The following is a 16258-nucleotide window of genomic DNA, read 5'->3' as shown; positions in this document are numbered from 1 at the left end:
CCGGGCGACGTCGTACGGGAAGGCGGTTGCCGCCGCCTGGCGCGACGAAGCGGAGTGCCGCGGGACGGGCTCGCCGCCTTCGAGACGCCGAGCAAGGTCGATCGACGGCAGGGCCGGTCAAACGGTGGTCAGTGGCGATGGGATGCAGCCCGCGCGCCTTCCAGGGGCTCTGCCGTCCGCATTGAACACGTCGGTCGCAGCGTAGGCCAGGTAGCGTTCCAAGCCACAAGAGAAATAGATTCAGGAGACACGACCCATGATTTCAAGATGCTTCCCCGCGCCAGGTCAGCAGCGGTTCGCCATCCATTTGCCAGAACATGCGCTCGCCTTGCACTGGCGCCATTCACACTGGCGAGCACGCATGCCCACCGCCAACACGCCGCGGGACGAGCCTGCGCCGCTACGGCGCGCCATGCCCGGCCGTCAGGAGTTCGCCATGCAGGTATGCCTGCGCCCGCTTGCGCCCCATGTGGCGACGCAGTACAGCCTCAAGCCGCTGGCGGTACTTCAGCACGGAGAGACGGGGATTCTCGTGCGCACGATCCCACCAGATGCTGGCATAGTCGGCTACCACGCCCTCCTTGTAAGTCGCCCCCGCGCCCGCCTCGTCGAAGGCTGCGCAAAGCAGCGGAATGGCCTCGCTGTGGCGAAGGCGGCGAACAAGGGTGACGACCGCAGGGTCCCACACGTACCACAGCTCGCCGGCGCCAAGTCGGATGCAATCCAGCCCGCGCCTCTCACCCGCGGGGGGCGCAATGGGCGGCTCGCCGCATCCGAACTCAAACGGCGTCGGCCGGTAGCGCCATCGCGTGCCCTTGTGCAGCCACACCTCAAGGACACTGCCATCCTCCTCATACGTGCCTTGCGCATACGCTTGCGCGAAGTTCGATGACAGGAGCACGGGAGGCGCCGCTGAGCGGCGGGGACGTTCGCCGTCAAAGCTCGGCCTGAGAAACGGCGGGATGACATCTTCTTTGGCGCCAAGGTACAAGGGACCGATGAGGTCCTGCGGGCCCTGCGTCATGATCGAGCCTCGCTCCATCGCCTGAACCCGACCCGACGGCCACAAGTGGTAGCGCCGAGCGGCATCATGATCGGTGCCAGATGGACCCATTCCGCGCGGGAATCTGCGCAAAGGGCCAGTTGGAGCTCGGAGACGAGACGCAGCTGTTTAGTATGGAGCTTCATGACACTTCCATCCTTGTGCTGGTCCTACCGCCGCTTTTTCTGGTAGCTAGGCTGGTAGCTAGCGCATTTTTGCAGGCATTGTTTCCGAAGAATTTCTATATAAATCAACAAGTTAGACAACATGATGAAGATTGCCACCTGGAACGTCAACTCCCTGTCCGTGCGCCTGCCGCAGGTGCTGGCCTGGCTGCAGGCCAATCCTGTCGATGCGCTGGCGCTGCAGGAACTCAAGCTCACCGACGACAAGTTTCCGCTGCAGGCGCTGCAGGAGGCCGGCTACCACGCGGTCAGCCATGGGCAAAAGACCTACAACGGCGTGGCCTGGCTGACGCGCACGCCGGTGCGCGACGTGGTGCGCAATATCCCGGGCCTGGATGACGAGCAGGCCCGCATCATTGCCGCCACCCTCGATGCCGAAGGCGGCCCGGTGCGCCTGATCAATGGCTACTTCGTGAATGGGCAGGCGCCGGGCACCGACAAGTTCGCCTACAAGATGCGCTGGCTGCAGGCGCTGCAGGACTGGGTGAAAAGCGAAATGGCGGCCCACCCGCGCCTGGTGCTGGTGGGCGACTTCAACGTGGCGCCCGAGGACCGCGACTCCTACGATCCCATAGGCCTGAAGGACACGATCCACCACACGGTGGAAGAGCGCACGCATTTCCAGGCGCTGCTGCAACTGGGCCTGACCGATGCCTTCCGCATGTTCGACCAGCCCGAGAAAAGCTATTCGTGGTGGGACTACCGGATGCTGGGTTTCCAGAAGAACCGGGGCCTGCGCATCGACCATATCCTGGTCAGCGAGGCATTGCGTCCCAGCGTCACCGCCTGCAGCGTGGACCGTGCGCCGCGCAAGAACCCGCAGCCCAGCGACCACGCGCCCGTGGTCGTGACCTTGGGCTGAATTGCAGCCAGCCGGCTACAGCATGTACCGGCGCAGCCAGTGGATGGCCTCAATATGGCCGCGCAGCATCAGGGACTGGCGGTGAAGAATCTCGCTGAGCGCCCTGGGCAGACGTACCTGCTCGGCAGCCTCATAGGCGCTCAGCCATTGCTGCTGGCAGGACTCGGCCTGGTCCAGCACGTAGTCAGCGCCCTCTTCCCTGCCCAGCAGCCCGTCCCAGAAGGCGTTGCGACGCAGTGCGGCACGGCTGTCGCGCACGGGCAGGACCACGCCGCCGCTGGAGCCGATGGCACGTTCCAGGTCCTCGACCAGGATCTGGCTGGCATTGAAGTGCCGCGCCAGCACCTGTCCGATCAGCCCCTGGGGCATGGGATTCATGCATTCACCCAGGCGTGCATGGGCCTGGCGGCCCAGGGCCAGCACGGCATTGAGCAGGGCCGTGCTCTGCAATTCCAGCGTGGTGGCCACTGGCTGTGTGGGCGTGCGCTGGCGCGCCTGCAGCCATGAGGCCTCCACGGCCTCGCGTACCTGGCTCCAGCGCAGCAGGCTGCTGCCCCGAACCTGCTCCCAGCGCTCTTCGAGCTCGAATTCGACATCGTCGAAATCCTGCTGCGCGTGCTCGGGTTCAAGTGACGCTTTCCAGCCCAGTGCGTAGGCGGGACGGTATTGGTCGTAACCACGCCCTGCAACGAAGTAAGGCTCCAGGAAGTAGCGGTCATGCCAGTACGCATCGACCGGCTCGCCAAGCGTGCGCGGTGTCGATGGATACATCAGGCCCGGACGAGCGGGCTTGGCTTTTTGCCAGAGGTTGGAGAGGACTGTGGGCACGATAGGTCGGGACGTAGGCCGTTCCAGCGAAGAGGACTCCATTGTCCCAAGCCCGGGCGACCCGGCCCCGTCAGCCCCCCGGGCGCCGGCCTGTAGGAGCCGGACCCTTGCCGAGGCAAGGGCCCGGCCGCCCACCGGCTTGCCTTACTCGAAGGCGTCCTCGTCCATGCCCAGCTCCTGCAGCTTGCGGGTGATGGTGTTGCGGCCAATGCCCAGGCGCTGGGCGGCCTCGACCCGGCGGCCATGGGTGACGGCCAGGGCCGAGCGGATCAGCTGCGCCTCGAAGCGGCGGGACAGCTGGTCCCAGACTTCACCATGCCCCTGGGCGTGGGTGTGCTCCAGCAGCTGGCGCGCCTGTTGCCCCAGCAGATGGACCCAGTCCAGGTCGGAAGCGGCCAGGGCCGCGTCATGCGGCGGGGCCAGCGCGGACACGGGCACGGGCAGTCGGCCAAGGCCCTCTTCCGCCAGGGGTGCCGGCGCATGCGGCAGCGTGGCCGGTGCAGGCACGCCGCCGTTGCCACCGCCCACGGGCGGGGCGGCTTCGCCCAGCACCTCGGGGGGCAGGTCCTTGACCGAGATGACCTGGGCAGGGGCCATGACGGTCAGCCAATGGCAGATGTTCTCCAGCTGTCGCACGTTGCCGGGGAAGGCGAAGGTCTGCAGCCGCTGCATGGCATCGACCCCCATGCGCTTGGGCTCCACGCCCAGTTGCCGCGCGCTTTGCTGCAGGAAGTGGCGCGCCAGCATGGGCACGTCTTCATTGCGCTCGCGCAGCGCGGGCAGGCGCAGGCGGATGACGTTGAGGCGGTGGAACAGATCCTCGCGGAAGCCGCCGTTGCGCACGCGCTGCTCCAGGTCCTGGTGGGTGGCGGCGATGACGCGCACATGGGCCTTGACGGCCTGGTGGCCGCCCACGCGGTAGAAGTGCCCGTCCGACAGCACACGCAGCAGGCGCGTCTGCAGGTCGAAGGGCATGTCGCCGATTTCATCGAGAAAGAGCGTGCCGCCCTCGGCCTGCTCGAAGCGTCCGCGCCGTTGCGTCTGGGCGCCCGTGAAGGCGCCGCGCTCGTGGCCGAACAGTTCGGACTCCAGCAGGTCCTTGGGGATGGCGGCGGTGTTGATGGCCACGAAGGGGCCACCCGCCACGGGCGAGTGCTTGTGCAGCGCGCGCGCCACCAGCTCTTTGCCCGAGCCCGACTCGCCGGTGATCAGCACCGTGACCTGGCTCTGGCTGAGCCGGCCGATGGCGCGGAACACGTCCTGCATGGCAGGCGCCTGGCCCAGCATCTCGGCCTGCAGCGGGGCCTGGGCCTCCGCCACATCCTCGCGCAGGCTTTCCTCGACGGCGCGCCGGATGAGTTCCACCGCCTTGGGCAGGTCGAAGGGTTTGGGCAGGTATTCGAAGGCTCCGCGCTGGAAGGCCGAGACGGCACTGTCCAGGTCGGAGTACGCGGTCATGATGATGACGGGCAGGCCCGGCTGCTGGGCGCGGATCTGCTCGAGCAGCTCCAGCCCCGAGCCGCCGGGCATGCGGATGTCGCTCACCAGCACCTGGGGTGGCTGGCGCGCCGGGTCGCCGGCATCGACATCGGACAGTGCCGTGAGCACATCGCGCGCCTGGATGAAGCTGCGCGTTGCCCAGCCTTCCCGGCCCAGTGCCTTTTCCAGCACGAAGCGGATGGAAGGGTCATCATCCACGATCCAGATCGGTTTCATTGGTGGTGCATCCTTCCCTTGTTGCAGTGTTGACTTCCGTGGGCCTCAAGGCAGGGGAATGAGGATGCGGAAATCCGTGCGGCCCGGCTGGCTTTCACATTCGATCAGCCCCTGGTGGCGCTGCACGAAGGTCTGCGCCAGCGTCAGCCCCAGTCCCGAACCGCCATCCCTTCCCGATACCAGCGGATAGAAGATCCGCTCCTTGATGGCATCGGGAACGCCTGGCCCGTTGTCGATCACATGCAATTCCAATGCCAACCGATAGCGCTGGCGACCAAAAGTTACCTGCCGGGCCACACGCGTTCGCAAAATGATCTCGGCATCACCGGCGGCGATGCGCTCCTGCAGCGCCTGCGCCGCGTTCTGGACGATGTTGAGCACGGCCTGGATCAGCTGGGCGCTGTCGCCCCGGAACTCCGGGATGGAGATGTCGTAGTCGCGCGTGATGGTCAGCCCGGCAGGGTGCTCGACCAGCACCAGCGAGCGCACGCGCTCGCAGACTTCGTGGATGTTGACGTCGCCCACCTCATGCGGATGGCGGTGCGGCGCCAGCAGCCGGTCCACCAGCGCCTGCAGCCGGTCGGCCTCGTGGATGATGACTTCGGTGTACTCGCGCAGCTCGGGGGCGTCCAGATCCATCTGCAGCAGCTGGGCTGCGCCACGGATGCCGCCCAGCGGGTTCTTGATCTCGTGGGCCAGGTTGCGGATCAGCTCCTTGTGTGCCTGGGCCTGCTCGCGCAGCCGCTCCTCGCGGTCCTGGCGGGCCTGCTGCTCCAGCGGCCAGAACTCGACCAGCACATGGCCGGGCCGCTCGGCCAGCGAGACCGTGACGTGCACGGGCAGCGCATCGCCGCCCACGCGGTGCAGGCTGGCCTCGAAGCGCAAGGCCGCGAAGTCGTTGTCCTGGGCGCCACGCAAGGCCTTGTCCAGCAAGGCAGGCTCGGTGAAGCAGGCCGCCAGCTCGCTGCCTTCGAGCATGCGGCGCGACAGGCCCAATGCGTTTTCAAGGGCGGCGTTGGCGAAAAGCACGGCACCCTGCTCGTCGAGCACGGTCATCAGCGTGCACAGCAGGTCAAGCGCCTGATAGGAGGCCGGGGGCGCCGGCCGGTCGTCCTGGATCATGGCCGGGCTCCGGTGGGCCGCGCGGGCCCGTCAGTTCTTGGGAAGTCGATCCAGCTCACGGCGGATGCCGGCGACATCGCCTTCCTGCCGCGAGATGCTGCTCTTGAGCTGCTCGACACGTTCCAGATAGCCCTGGGGATTGCGCAACTCCAATGCGGTGCGCTGGGGATTGCCATCGTTGTACTCCTGACGCAGCTGTGTCAGCTTCTCCTGGGCGCGGGCCAGCTCGCTTTCCAGAATGGTCCGCGCGTCGGAGTCGCGGGCCTTCTGGGCGCTGCTGTTGACCTTGGCCGGAGCGGGCGATCCTGCGGCCGGAGCGGCGGAGGTGCGCGGTGCCTGGCTGCCGCCCGAGGCCGCCGGCTTGCTGCCGCCATGGATCACCGTCACATGCCCGCCATCCACCGGCTTGCAGTCCTTGGCCTTGGCCTGGCTGACGTTGTTGGTGTACTCGTTGCCGCAGCGGTAGATCACGTCCTGGGACCAGGCTCCCACCGACAGCAGGGGCAGCAGCAGTGACACAAACAGTTTCTTCATTCCATTCCCTCGGGTAGCCAGATCGGAAGGGCCCAGCTTATCCGGGCAAGTATCGCTCCATCTTCCGGGCTGGACGTCATTTCTTGAGCGGGCCAACCCCTTTTGGTTCCGCGCCCAGCATACCCAGGTCCTGGCCGAAAGCAAAAAAGGCGGCTTGCGCCGCCTTTTTGCCGACTCGCCTTACAGCGAGAAGTACATGTCGTACTCGACCGGATGCACGGCCTGACGGTAACGGGTCACTTCGCCCATCTTCAGCTCGATGTAGGCATCGAGCATGCTGTCCGAGAACACGCCGCCCTTGGTCAGGAACGAGCGGTCCGCGTCCAGCGCTTCCAGGGCCTGGTCCAGGCTGTGGCAGACCGTGGGCACCAGCTTGTCCTCTTCCGGGGGCAGGTGGTACAGATCCTTGGTCGCGGCTTCGCCGGGATGGATCTTGTTTTCCACGCCGTCCAGACCTGCCATCAGCAGGGCCGAGAAGCCCAGGTAGGGGTTCATCAGCGGATCGGGGAAGCGTGCCTCGACGCGGCGGCCCTTGGGGTTGGCCACGTAGGGGATGCGGATCGATGCCGAGCGGTTCTTGGCCGAGTAGGCCAGCTTGACCGGAGCCTCGAAGCCGGGCACCAGGCGCTTGTAGCTGTTGGTACCGGGGTTGGTGATGGCGTTCAGGGCACGGGCGTGCTTGATGATGCCGCCGATGTAGTACAGCGCGAAGTCGGACAGGCCGGCGTAGCCGTCACCTGCGAACAGGTTCTTGCCATCCTTCCAGACGGACTGGTGCACGTGCATGCCCGAGCCGTTGTCGCCCGGATAGGGCTTGGGCATGAAGGTGGCGGTCTTGCCGTAGGTGTTGGCCACGTTCCAGATCACGTACTTCATGACCTGTGTCCAGTCGGCGCGCTCCACCAGGGTGCTGAAGCGGGTGCCGATCTCGTTCTGGCCGGCGCCTGCCACTTCGTGGTGGAACACTTCGACGGGAATGCCCAGCTGTTCGAGCAGCAGCACCATTTCGGCGCGCAGATCCTGGGTGCTGTCCACGGGGGGCACGGGGAAGTAGCCGCCCTTGTTGCGCGGACGGTGGCCGCGGTTGCCGGATTCGAACTTGGCGCCCGAATTCCAGGGTGCTTCGTACTCTTCGATTTCGTAGAAGGTGCTGCCGGGTTCGGTGTTCCAGCGCACGCCGTCGAAGATGAAGAATTCGGGTTCGGGTCCGAAGTAGGCGGTGTCGCCCAGGCCCGATGCCTTCAGATAGGCTTCGGCGCGCTTGGCCACGGAGCGGGGATCGCGGTCGTAGGCCTTGCCATCACCGGGTTCGATCACATCGCACTGCAGGAACAGCGTGGTCTCTTCAAAGAAGGGGTCGATGTTCGCGGTAGCGGGATCGGGCATCAGCTGCATGTCAGATGCTTCAATGCCCTTCCAGCCTGCCACCGACGAGCCGTCGAAGGCGTGGCCCGAGGTGAACTTGTCTTCGTCGAAGTGCGACACCGGCACCGTGACGTGCTGCTCCTTGCCACGGGTGTCCGTAAAACGAAGGTCCACGAATTTGACCTCGTTCTCCTTCACCATGTTCAACACGTCTGCAACGGTCTTTGCCATCAGATCTCTCCTGCCAATCTGGCTGATCAAAAAAGATAAATACTCTTAAGCAGTTTGCGTGCCAGGCTGCATCCATTGAGTGCATGCCTGCAGACTGGCACCTGCTTGGCGCGCCAGCCCCGTGATTCTGCCGCCTTGGGAAGGGCTTGTGGATGACATTGAGGCCTCTGTCGGCATTCGATCCACCGCCCGGCATCTTCACCAAATCGGTGCAGATTCAGGGGCCGGCCCGTAAATCAGATATTGCGCACCAATTCAGGGCCAAGACTTGCACCAAATGAGTGCAATCCTTCCAGCAGCGTGGGCCAGGCCTTGGTGACGGCACCAGCTTCGCCCTTGACACCAAGTTCTATGTGCCGGCCGTGCTTGGAATCATCCACGCTGGGCAGGCTGAACACCTTGACGCCCGGGTGGTCGCGCTCTATGGCCACCATCAGCGGCGTCAGCGTGGCCTCCATGCCGCCGTAGACGATGACCGAATGCTCCCGCTGCACCGTGCTGTGGAAATGCTTGGCGTAGCGCTGCTCCAGCACCCACTCGACCATGGGCCAGGCCATGACAGGGAAACCGGGCACGAAGTGCACGGTGCCCGTTGCGCCCGAGCATGAAAAGCCCGGGATCTTGTTGTAGACGTTGGGGATGATGCGCGCGCCTTCTGGGAAGTTGCCCATCTGCAGCCGGTGCAGGTTGTCGGCGCGCTGGGGTTCGTAGGGCTTGCCTTCTTCGGTGGCCACATCGCGCATGCGCTCGCGGATGAGGGCCACGGCTTCCGGGTGCAGTGCCAGCGGCACGCCCAGGGCCTCGGCCGCGCATTGGCGCGTGTGGTCGTCGGGGGTGGCGCCTATGCCGCCAAAGCTGAAGACCACGGCCTGCGATGCGAAGGCGCGGCGCAGGGCGTCGGTGATGCGCGCCCTGTCATCGCCCACGTACTCGGCATGGGCCAGGGACAGGCCACGCGCGCCCAGCAGCTCGATCAGCTTGGGAAGGTGCTTGTCGGCACGCTTGCCCGACAGGATTTCGTCTCCGATGATGAGTGCGCCTACTTGAAGGGTCATGAGGTCTTTTCTTGCGGGGTGGTGGGGGGAGAGGCCGCGCCGGCTCCGAGCGGCGCGTCGGGAGCGTAGGGCACGATGGGGGTGTCGGGCAGCGCCGGTTCCTCCTCCCGCATGCGCTGCAGCGCGGCCAGGCAGAAGTGGGCAAACCACAGCGAGGAGAAAGCGAAGATCAGCGCATAGATCCAGATGGCCACCGGAATCAGTATCCAGAAGGCCGCGATGAAGACCACGCCGGAGGCCCAGACAATGGCCGGCGCCGCGCCCAGATAGCCGCAGACCACGCCCATGAGCATCAGCGCCAGGCGGTGGCGCAGGAACAGGCTGCGGCGCTCGGGCTTGCTGGCGTGGGCAGAGAGCGCGTCAAAGGCCATGACGCGGTAGGTCAGCCAGCCCCAGATCAGCGGCGGGATCACCACCACCAGGGGCGGCACGAACCACAGCGGCACCGACACCAGCAGCGCGATCAAGGCAATCAGCGAAGAGCCTGCGGACCACACCAGGCTGCCGACCAGGGTGGCGCCCTGCCTGCGCTCCAGCGCGGGAAAACGCCGCTGGGCCACCAGCTCGACCAGGGCCGGCGTCATGAACAGCGCCACCAGCAGCAGCGAGACCACGACCAGCACCGGCGTGACCGAGAGCACGACCAGCACCGGCGCCACCAGCTCGGGCAGCGATTGCACGCCCATCCAGGACCAGACGGTGTGCAGCCAGCCCACGCCCTGCAGGACCCCTTCCGTCCAGACGACGGCATCGGCCCAGAAGAAATAGCCCAGCAGCCAGGCCGTGATGGCCATGAACAGCAAGGGAAACAGCGACCATGCAATCACCCGCTTATGCAGGCAATACGCCGTCGCACGCCAGAAGGAATCGAGTAGCAAGCCCATGCCGGCAAGCATACCCCGAGCCCAGCCTCAAGCGCGACCCATCAACCTTAGGAACCCACGCCATTGCTGGGCCCAAAAGCCCTGGCCGTAGTCGCGCAGCTGGCCCTGGGCATTGGGCTGGACCTGGTCGCGCACGCCGGTGGGATCGAAGCGCAGCTCGAAGTTGGCGGTGCCGAACAGCATGTCCCACCAGGGCAGCAGCACGCCGAAGTTGTTGCCATGCGCCTTCTTGTTGCGCACGGGCGCCATGGGCTCGTGGCCTATGCCGATGGCGTGGTGGCGGCGGTGAAAGCGCGGGCTGATCCACAGCCGCTCGCCGATGGTGCCGAACCAGACGCGCAGGTTGGCATGCTGGAAGCTCTCGCTGAGCTGGGTGAAGGCCACGATGGCCACGAACTGGCCTGGAGCCACGCCGATGAGCTGGGCCACGAGCACGATGATGGTGTCGCGGATCACATCGTCGAGCAGGTGGTTGCGGTTGTCGCTCCACACCGTCATCTGGCGCTGCGAGTGGTGCAGCGCATGCAGCTTCCACCACCAGCCGATGCTGTGCTGGCCGCGGTGTATCCAGTAGTCCAGGAAGTCGAAGGCCAGCAGATAAATGATCAGGCTGACCCAGGCCAGGTCGGTGACGCCGGGCCACACGCCGTCGAGGTGAAAGCTCGGCAGCCCCCAGACATGCAGGCGGCCCATGAGCTCGTCCCACAGCGGATCCAGCGTGAAGAACAGGGCCAGCCGGAACAGGCCCAGCCGGTGCACCACGGTATAGATGATGTCCACATGGATGGCGCGCCGGTCGGTAACGGGCTCGACGGGCCGCCAGTACTGCAGCGGCGCGATCACGGCCACCATGATGAAGATCTGCAGCAGGCCCACCAGCAGCCAGCCTGTGGCGTCGTAGGCATCCTCCAGCAGGCTGGCCTGTCCCAGCCAAAAGAGCACAGGCTGGACAACGCCCTCGAACAGGCGCTGCTGCGCATTACCGAACCACTGAATCCACCAGTCCACACCACGCTCCCATCGCCCGCCGCGCTGCGCGCGCGGACACTATGCGAATTTTGCTACCCAATCCCGATAGTCGGGATGCTCCCGCAGTGTGCGGAAGCAGAACCCCTGCTTGAGCAGGCCCGTGACCAAAGGTTCCAGCACGGCCGGTGCCCAGGGGTCCTTGCGTGACCAGATGCCCAGATGGGCCAGCAGGATGTCTCCGCTGCGGATGTTCTTGAGCGCCTGGGCCAGCAGTTGCGCATTCGGGTAGCGGTCGCTGGGCAGCTCATCGCCCAGAAAACCCGCGCTGGCCCAGCCCACATGCATGTAGCCGCCCTGCCGCGCAGCATCCAGCAGCGCGGGCGAGGTCTTGCCGCCGGGCGCACGGAACAGCGGCAGGGGCTTGCGCCCCGTGATCTGCTGCAGCCGCTGTGCGGATCGGCGGATCTCGTCGCAATAGCCTGCCGCATCGACCGTGAAGTTCTCGTTGGCGCGAGGCCCTGCCGAGGGGCGCACGCGAAAACCCGTGACCGGCCCGTTCTTCGAGGCGCGCAGATCACCGCGCCAGTACATGTGGTCGTAGGTGTGCGAGGCGAATTCATGGCCTTCGGCAGCGCGTGCGCGCCACCAGGGCGCCCAAGTCTCGCCCAGGCTGCCATCGCCTTGCTGGGTGGGCTCGTTGGCCGCGAAAAACGTCACTGGCACCGCATGGCGCTTGAGCACATCGGCCACCAGGTCGGCAATGCCCATGTGGCCCGTGTCGAAGGTCAGATACACGGTCTTGGCACAGCCTGTGCCCTGCCCTGCCGCCAGCGCGGGGCGCAGCAGGCCGAAAGCCGCCGCACCGGCCAGCGATTGCGCAAAGAGACGGCGGTCCATCAGCGTTGCGCGTGGGCCAGCGTCCACACGCCGTGCGGCGACTTGCCGACCTTGACCTGCTGGACCACCTTCTTTTCCACGGTGTCGATCACCGACAGCTTGCGCGCCCAGCGCGAGCTGACCAGCAGGTAGCGGCCGTCGGCGGAGACGTCCATGCAGTCGGGACCGCCCGGTGCCGGGTAGTTGGCCACGACCTGGTTGGTCTGCATGTCGATCTTGCTGATGGTGTTGGCCACGCGGTTGCTCACATACAGGTGGCGGCCGTCGCCGGCCGCGCGCATGGCGTGGGCGCCAGCGGCTGTCTTGATGCGGGCCACGCTGCGCGGCTCGGGGCCGGTGATGTCGAACACTTCCACGCCATCGCTGCCGGTCAGGCCGATGAACAGCTTGGTGCCGTCCGGGCTGCCATAGAGATCGGCCGGCATGGGGCCGGTGGGCACGCGGGCCTTGATGGTCTGGGTGGCGATGTCGATGGCCACCAGGGCATCGCTGTCCTGCATGGTGGAATAGATGGTCGTGCTCTTGGCATCGATCCAGAGATGGCTGGGCGTCTTGCCCGTGGGCACGCGCTTGACCAGCTGCGGGTTCTGGCCATCCCAGCGGTAGATGTCGATGTGGTTGAGGCGGTTGGCCGCCGTGACGAACCACTTCATGTCCGGGCTGAAGCGCAGGTGATAGGGGTCGATGATGTCGCGGATCACGCGCTGCACCTCGCCCGTGCGCGGATCGACCAGGGTCAGGGTGTCGCCCAGCGCATTGGCCACGACCAACGATTTCTCGTCCGGCGTGAGGTACAGGTGATGCGGCTCCTTGCCCGTGGGAATGCGTGCCGTCTCCTGCCAGGTGACCGGGTCCACGATGCTGATGTTGGCATCAAGCGAGTTGAGCACAAAGATGGGCGTGGGGCCCTGAGTCTGCGGTGGCGGCGTGACACGCGCGACCGGGGCCGCAGGAGCTGCCGTAGCCGAGGGAACGGAAGGCGCGGCAGGAACGGCGGCCGCCTGGGCCGATGCGGCTTGCGCCTGCACGGCAGCAGACGTGGCCGAGGCCGCGCGGGCCGATTTGGATCCGGGCAGGGATGCCACGGCCAGCCAGGCCAGCGCACCGCCGCCCACAACCAAAGCCACAGCCGCGCTCAAGCGCCCGACGGAAAGACGTTTCACAAAGCACCACCTTCTGAGAATCTGCGCAGTGTAGCTGCGCCAATCAGCCCCTCGGACGCTCTGGGGCATCGGCTTTTGCTGCTGTGCAAAAAACCGACATTTGCGCGACGTTGGCCCGAGATATCGCGGCAAGCGCGCCAATCCATGACTTGCATCAAGGCATGACAACGGCGCATGGAAATACCCGCCACAACGAAAAAGGGAGCCGACAGGCTCCCTTCGCTGGCATGCACCCAAAGGCGCAGTGGCGATCAGATCTTCCACTTCTCCATGAGCTTTTCGGGACGCAGGGTGTCGTAGTGCTCGAAGGGCTGGTGGATCCAGGGGTTGGTCGGCAGATAGTCCACCGAGTAGTCGGGCGTGAAAGCCGACAGGCCCTTGGTCCAGATCACGGCGCTGCGCAGCTCGGTGATCGGCGGGTAGTTGGTCTTGAGCATGGCGATCACGGCGTTCAGCGTGTGGCCCGAATCGGCCAGGTCATCGACCAGCAGCACGCGGCCGGCGATCTCTCCCTTGGGCGTGGTGATGAAGCGAGCGATGTCCAGATGGCCCTGCACCGTGCCGGCTTCGGCGCGGTAGGAGCTGGTGGACATGATGGCCAGCGGCTTGTCGAAGATGCGGCTGAGCATGTCACCGGGACGCAGGCCGCCACGGGCCAGGCAGAGAATGGTGTCGAATTCCCAGCCGGACTGGTGCACTTTGATCGCGAGCTTTTCGATCAGTCCGTGGTATTCGTCGTAGCTCACATACAGGTGTTGACCGTCTTCCGTCAGCATGGAATGGCTCCTGGTTCAATCTTGGGGTTCAGCCGCCAGTGGTTCACTGGGCAGCGTAGGGGTTTTGCATCAGGATGGTGTGATCCCGGTCGGGGCTGGTCGAAACCATGGCGATGGGCACGCCCGTCACTTCCTCGATGCGCTCCAGATAGCGGCGGGCATTGGCCGGCAGCTTGTCGTAGTCGGTCACGCCCACGGTGGAATCGGTCCAGCCGGGGATGGACTCATAGATGGGCTTGCAGCGGGCGATCTCGTCGGCGCCCATGGGCAGCAGGTCGATCTTCTCGCCATCGAGCTCGTAGCCCACGCACAGCAGCAGTTCCTGCAGGCCGTCGAGCACGTCGAGCTTGGTGATGCACAGGCCCGACAGGCCGTTGACCTGGGCGCTGCGCTTGAGCAGCGCGGCGTCAAACCAGCCGCAGCGGCGCGAGCGGCCGGTGGTCACGCCCTTTTCGGCGCCCACGGTGCTCATGTGCCAGCCCGGCGTGCCTTCCTTTTCCCAATCCAGTTCGGTGGGGAAAGGACCGCCGCCCACGCGGGTGCAGTAGGCCTTGGTGATGCCCAGGATGTAGTGCAGCATGCCGGGGCCCACGCCCGAGCCTGCAGCCGCATTGCCGGCGACGCAGTTGGACGAGGTGACATAGGGATAGGTGCCGTGGTCCACGTCCAGCAGCGTGCCCTGCGCGCCTTCGAACAGCAGGTTGGCGCCTTCGGCGTGCGCGGCGTTCAGCTCGCGGGAGACATCAGCCATCATGGGCTTGAGCAGCTCGGCATGGCGCATGGCCTCTTCGTACACCGCGTCGAATTGCACTTCGCCATCCTTGATGTACGGCTTGAGCGCGTCACCGAAGGTGAAGTTCTTCGAACCCAGTACGTTGACCAGGATGTGGTTGTGCAGGGCCAGCAGTTCGCGCAGCTTGGTGGCGAAGCGCTCGGGGTACTTGAGGTCCTGCACACGCAGTGCGCGGCGGGCAATCTTGTCCTCGTAGGCGGGGCCGATGCCACGGCCGGTGGTGCCGATCTTCTCGGTGCCGCCCTGCTCGCGCGCAGCTTCGCGCGCCACGTCCAGCGCCGAGTGGAAGGGCAGGATCAGCGGGCAGGCTTCGGACACGCGCAGACGGTCACGCACCTGCACGCCGGCCTTCTCCAGACCTTCGATTTCCTCGAACAGCTTGGCGGCAGAGAGCACCACGCCGTTGCCGATATAGCACTTCACGCCGGGGCGCATGATGCCGCTGGGGATCAGGTGCAGTGCGGTCTTCACGCCGTTGATGACCAGCGTGTGGCCAGCGTTGTGGCCACCCTGGAAGCGGACCACGCCCTGGGCGCTTTCGGTCAGCCAGTCCACCAGCTTGCCCTTGCCTTCGTCACCCCACTGGGTGCCGACCACGACCACGTTGCGACCTTTGGTAGCTTTCATATTCAAATCCGATGAAATCCGAAGAAATTGACAAATGCGTCAGATGGCTTGCACGGCCCACTGCCCGGCAACCTGCACGAGCTCGCGGTCGCAGTGGAATTCGTCCACTTCGCTTTCATGCCCTGGCAGCACGCAGACCACGGTCTCGCCCTGCCGGCGCAATGCAGCAATGGCAGCCGCAACCTGGGGATCGTCGCCCCAGGGCGCGCGGATGGCAGCCTTGAGCGGGCGCTCGGGCACGACGGCGACGAGCTGCTTGATGTCCAGGCTGAAGCCGGCGGCGGGCCGGTTGCGGCCAAAGACCGCACCCACCTCGTCATAGCGGCCGCCGCGCACCAGCGCATCGCTGGCACCCGGCACATAGATGGCGAAGCGCGTGCCGCTGTAGTAGGCATAGCCGCGCAGATCGGCCAGATCGAAGCTCACGCTCACGCCTTCGAGGCGCTGCGCCAGCCAGCGCAGCTGATCCAGCAGAGGCTGCACGCCTGCGGTGCGGGCCAGCAGCTTCTCGGCGCGGTCCAGCACCTCGATGCCGCCGTACAGCTGCAGCAGGGCCATCAGGCCTTCGCGCGAGGAGGCAGGGAAGTCGCGCGTGAGGCGCTCGAGCTCGCTCGCATCCTTGGCGGCCAGCGCAGCGTGCACGCCGCGCAGCACCTGCATGTCCACCATCACGCCAGCCAGCAGGCTGCGCACGATGCGCACATCGGCCAGATCGACATTGATGTTGGTGACGCCTGCGCTGCGCAGGCAGTCCAGCGCCAGGTGCAGTGCCTCCAGGTCGGCTTCCATGCCCTGGTGGCCGTAGATCTCGGCACCGAACTGCAGCGGCTCGCGCGTGGCGCGGGGGCGGTCAGGGCGGGCATGGACGACGGGGCCGCAGTAGCACAGGCGCGTGAGGCCCTTGCGGTTGAGCAGATGGGCGTCGATGCGGGCCACCTGCTGCGTGGTGTCTGCACGCAGACCCATGGTGCGGCCTGTCAGCTGGTCGATGAGCTTGCAGGTCTGCAGGTCCAGCGCCTCCCCTGTGCCGGTGAGCAGGGATTCGAGGTACTCCAGCATGGGCGGCATGACCAGTTCATAGCCATAGCCACGCGCTGTATCGAGCAGGCCTCGACGCAATTCTTCGATGTGCCGGGCCTCGGAAGGCAAGACATCGGCGATGTGATCCGGCAGGACCCAAGCAGACATGGAAAAGGGGGAGGCTGTTAA

Annotated in this window: 15 protein-coding genes; 1 reads left to right on the top strand and 14 read right to left on the bottom strand. The window is 65.8% G+C overall.

Features of this window, described 5'->3' with window-relative positions; translation table 11 throughout:
* Positions 1-400: 400 nt before the first annotated feature.
* A complete protein-coding gene (locus tag DELCS14_RS29460) occupies positions 401-1024 on the bottom strand; it encodes a hypothetical protein (protein WP_013801184.1) in 624 nt (207 codons plus the stop codon).
* A 288-nt stretch (positions 1025-1312) separates the two neighbouring features.
* Between DELCS14_RS29460 and xth the strand changes: the two genes are divergently transcribed.
* Positions 1313-2089 carry an exodeoxyribonuclease III gene (gene xth, locus DELCS14_RS08095; RefSeq protein ID WP_043796617.1) on the top strand — a complete coding sequence of 259 codons (777 nt, stop codon included), beginning with the start codon at positions 1313-1315 and terminating at the stop codon, positions 2087-2089.
* Positions 2090-2104: 15 nt separating this feature from the next.
* Here xth and DELCS14_RS08090 read toward each other — a convergent pair whose 3' ends face one another.
* The 13 genes from DELCS14_RS08090 to DELCS14_RS08030 all read right to left on the bottom strand — a co-directional run bounded on the left by DELCS14_RS08090 (position 2105) and on the right by DELCS14_RS08030 (position 16237).
* The gene (locus DELCS14_RS08090) at positions 2105-2917 is read right to left on the bottom strand and encodes a hypothetical protein (RefSeq protein WP_224986152.1); all 813 of its coding nucleotides are present in this window, start codon (positions 2915-2917) and stop codon (positions 2105-2107) included.
* A 144-nt stretch (positions 2918-3061) separates the two neighbouring features.
* Complete coding sequence (ntrC, locus tag DELCS14_RS08085) at positions 3062-4633, bottom strand: nitrogen regulation protein NR(I) (protein WP_013801181.1); 1572 nt, start codon at positions 4631-4633, stop codon at positions 3062-3064.
* Between the two features lie 45 nt (positions 4634-4678).
* A complete protein-coding gene (gene glnL / locus DELCS14_RS08080; protein ID WP_012206799.1) occupies positions 4679-5755 on the bottom strand; it encodes a nitrogen regulation protein NR(II) in 1077 nt (358 codons plus the stop codon).
* A gap of 30 nt (positions 5756-5785) precedes the next feature.
* Complete coding sequence (locus DELCS14_RS08075; RefSeq protein WP_013801180.1) at positions 5786-6289, bottom strand: hypothetical protein; 504 nt, start codon at positions 6287-6289, stop codon at positions 5786-5788.
* 180 nt (positions 6290-6469) lie between these two features.
* The gene (gene glnA / locus DELCS14_RS08070) at positions 6470-7885 is read right to left on the bottom strand and encodes a type I glutamate--ammonia ligase (RefSeq protein ID WP_012206801.1); all 1416 of its coding nucleotides are present in this window, start codon (positions 7883-7885) and stop codon (positions 6470-6472) included.
* A gap of 236 nt (positions 7886-8121) precedes the next feature.
* Positions 8122-8940, bottom strand: coding sequence for a molybdopterin-binding protein (locus DELCS14_RS08065; RefSeq protein WP_013801179.1), 819 nt, complete (start codon positions 8938-8940; stop codon positions 8122-8124).
* Entirely contained in the window at positions 8937-9836 is a 900-nt protein-coding gene (locus DELCS14_RS08060; protein WP_013801178.1) for an EI24 domain-containing protein, read from the bottom strand. Before DELCS14_RS08060 ends, DELCS14_RS08065 begins: the two co-directional genes overlap by 4 nt.
* A 15-nt stretch (positions 9837-9851) precedes the next feature.
* Positions 9852-10832 (bottom strand): sterol desaturase family protein, encoded by a 981-nt coding sequence (locus DELCS14_RS08055; protein ID WP_013801177.1) that lies wholly within the window; start codon positions 10830-10832, stop codon positions 9852-9854.
* A 39-nt stretch (positions 10833-10871) separates the two neighbouring features.
* Positions 10872-11690 (bottom strand): polysaccharide deacetylase family protein, encoded by an 819-nt coding sequence (locus DELCS14_RS08050; RefSeq protein WP_013801176.1) that lies wholly within the window; start codon positions 11688-11690, stop codon positions 10872-10874.
* Entirely contained in the window at positions 11690-12817 is a 1128-nt protein-coding gene (locus tag DELCS14_RS08045) for a beta-propeller fold lactonase family protein (RefSeq protein WP_325100473.1), read from the bottom strand. Before DELCS14_RS08045 ends, DELCS14_RS08050 begins: the two co-directional genes overlap by 1 nt.
* Before the next feature lie 287 nt (positions 12818-13104).
* Entirely contained in the window at positions 13105-13629 is a 525-nt protein-coding gene (locus DELCS14_RS08040; protein ID WP_012206807.1) for a phosphoribosyltransferase, read from the bottom strand.
* Between the two features lie 43 nt (positions 13630-13672).
* A complete protein-coding gene (locus DELCS14_RS08035; RefSeq protein ID WP_012206808.1) occupies positions 13673-15049 on the bottom strand; it encodes an adenylosuccinate synthase in 1377 nt (458 codons plus the stop codon).
* Positions 15050-15088: 39 nt separating this feature from the next.
* Positions 15089-16237, bottom strand: coding sequence for an ATP phosphoribosyltransferase regulatory subunit (locus DELCS14_RS08030; RefSeq protein ID WP_013801175.1), 1149 nt, complete (start codon positions 16235-16237; stop codon positions 15089-15091).
* Positions 16238-16258 lie beyond the last annotated feature (21 nt).

Origin of the sequence: Delftia sp. Cs1-4, from assembly GCF_000214395.1 — a bacterium.
Taxonomy (GTDB): Bacteria; Pseudomonadota; Gammaproteobacteria; order Burkholderiales; family Burkholderiaceae_C; genus Comamonas; species Comamonas acidovorans.
Note: the sequence above shows the minus strand (reverse complement) of the source record. Positions and strands in the feature narration are given on the sequence as shown.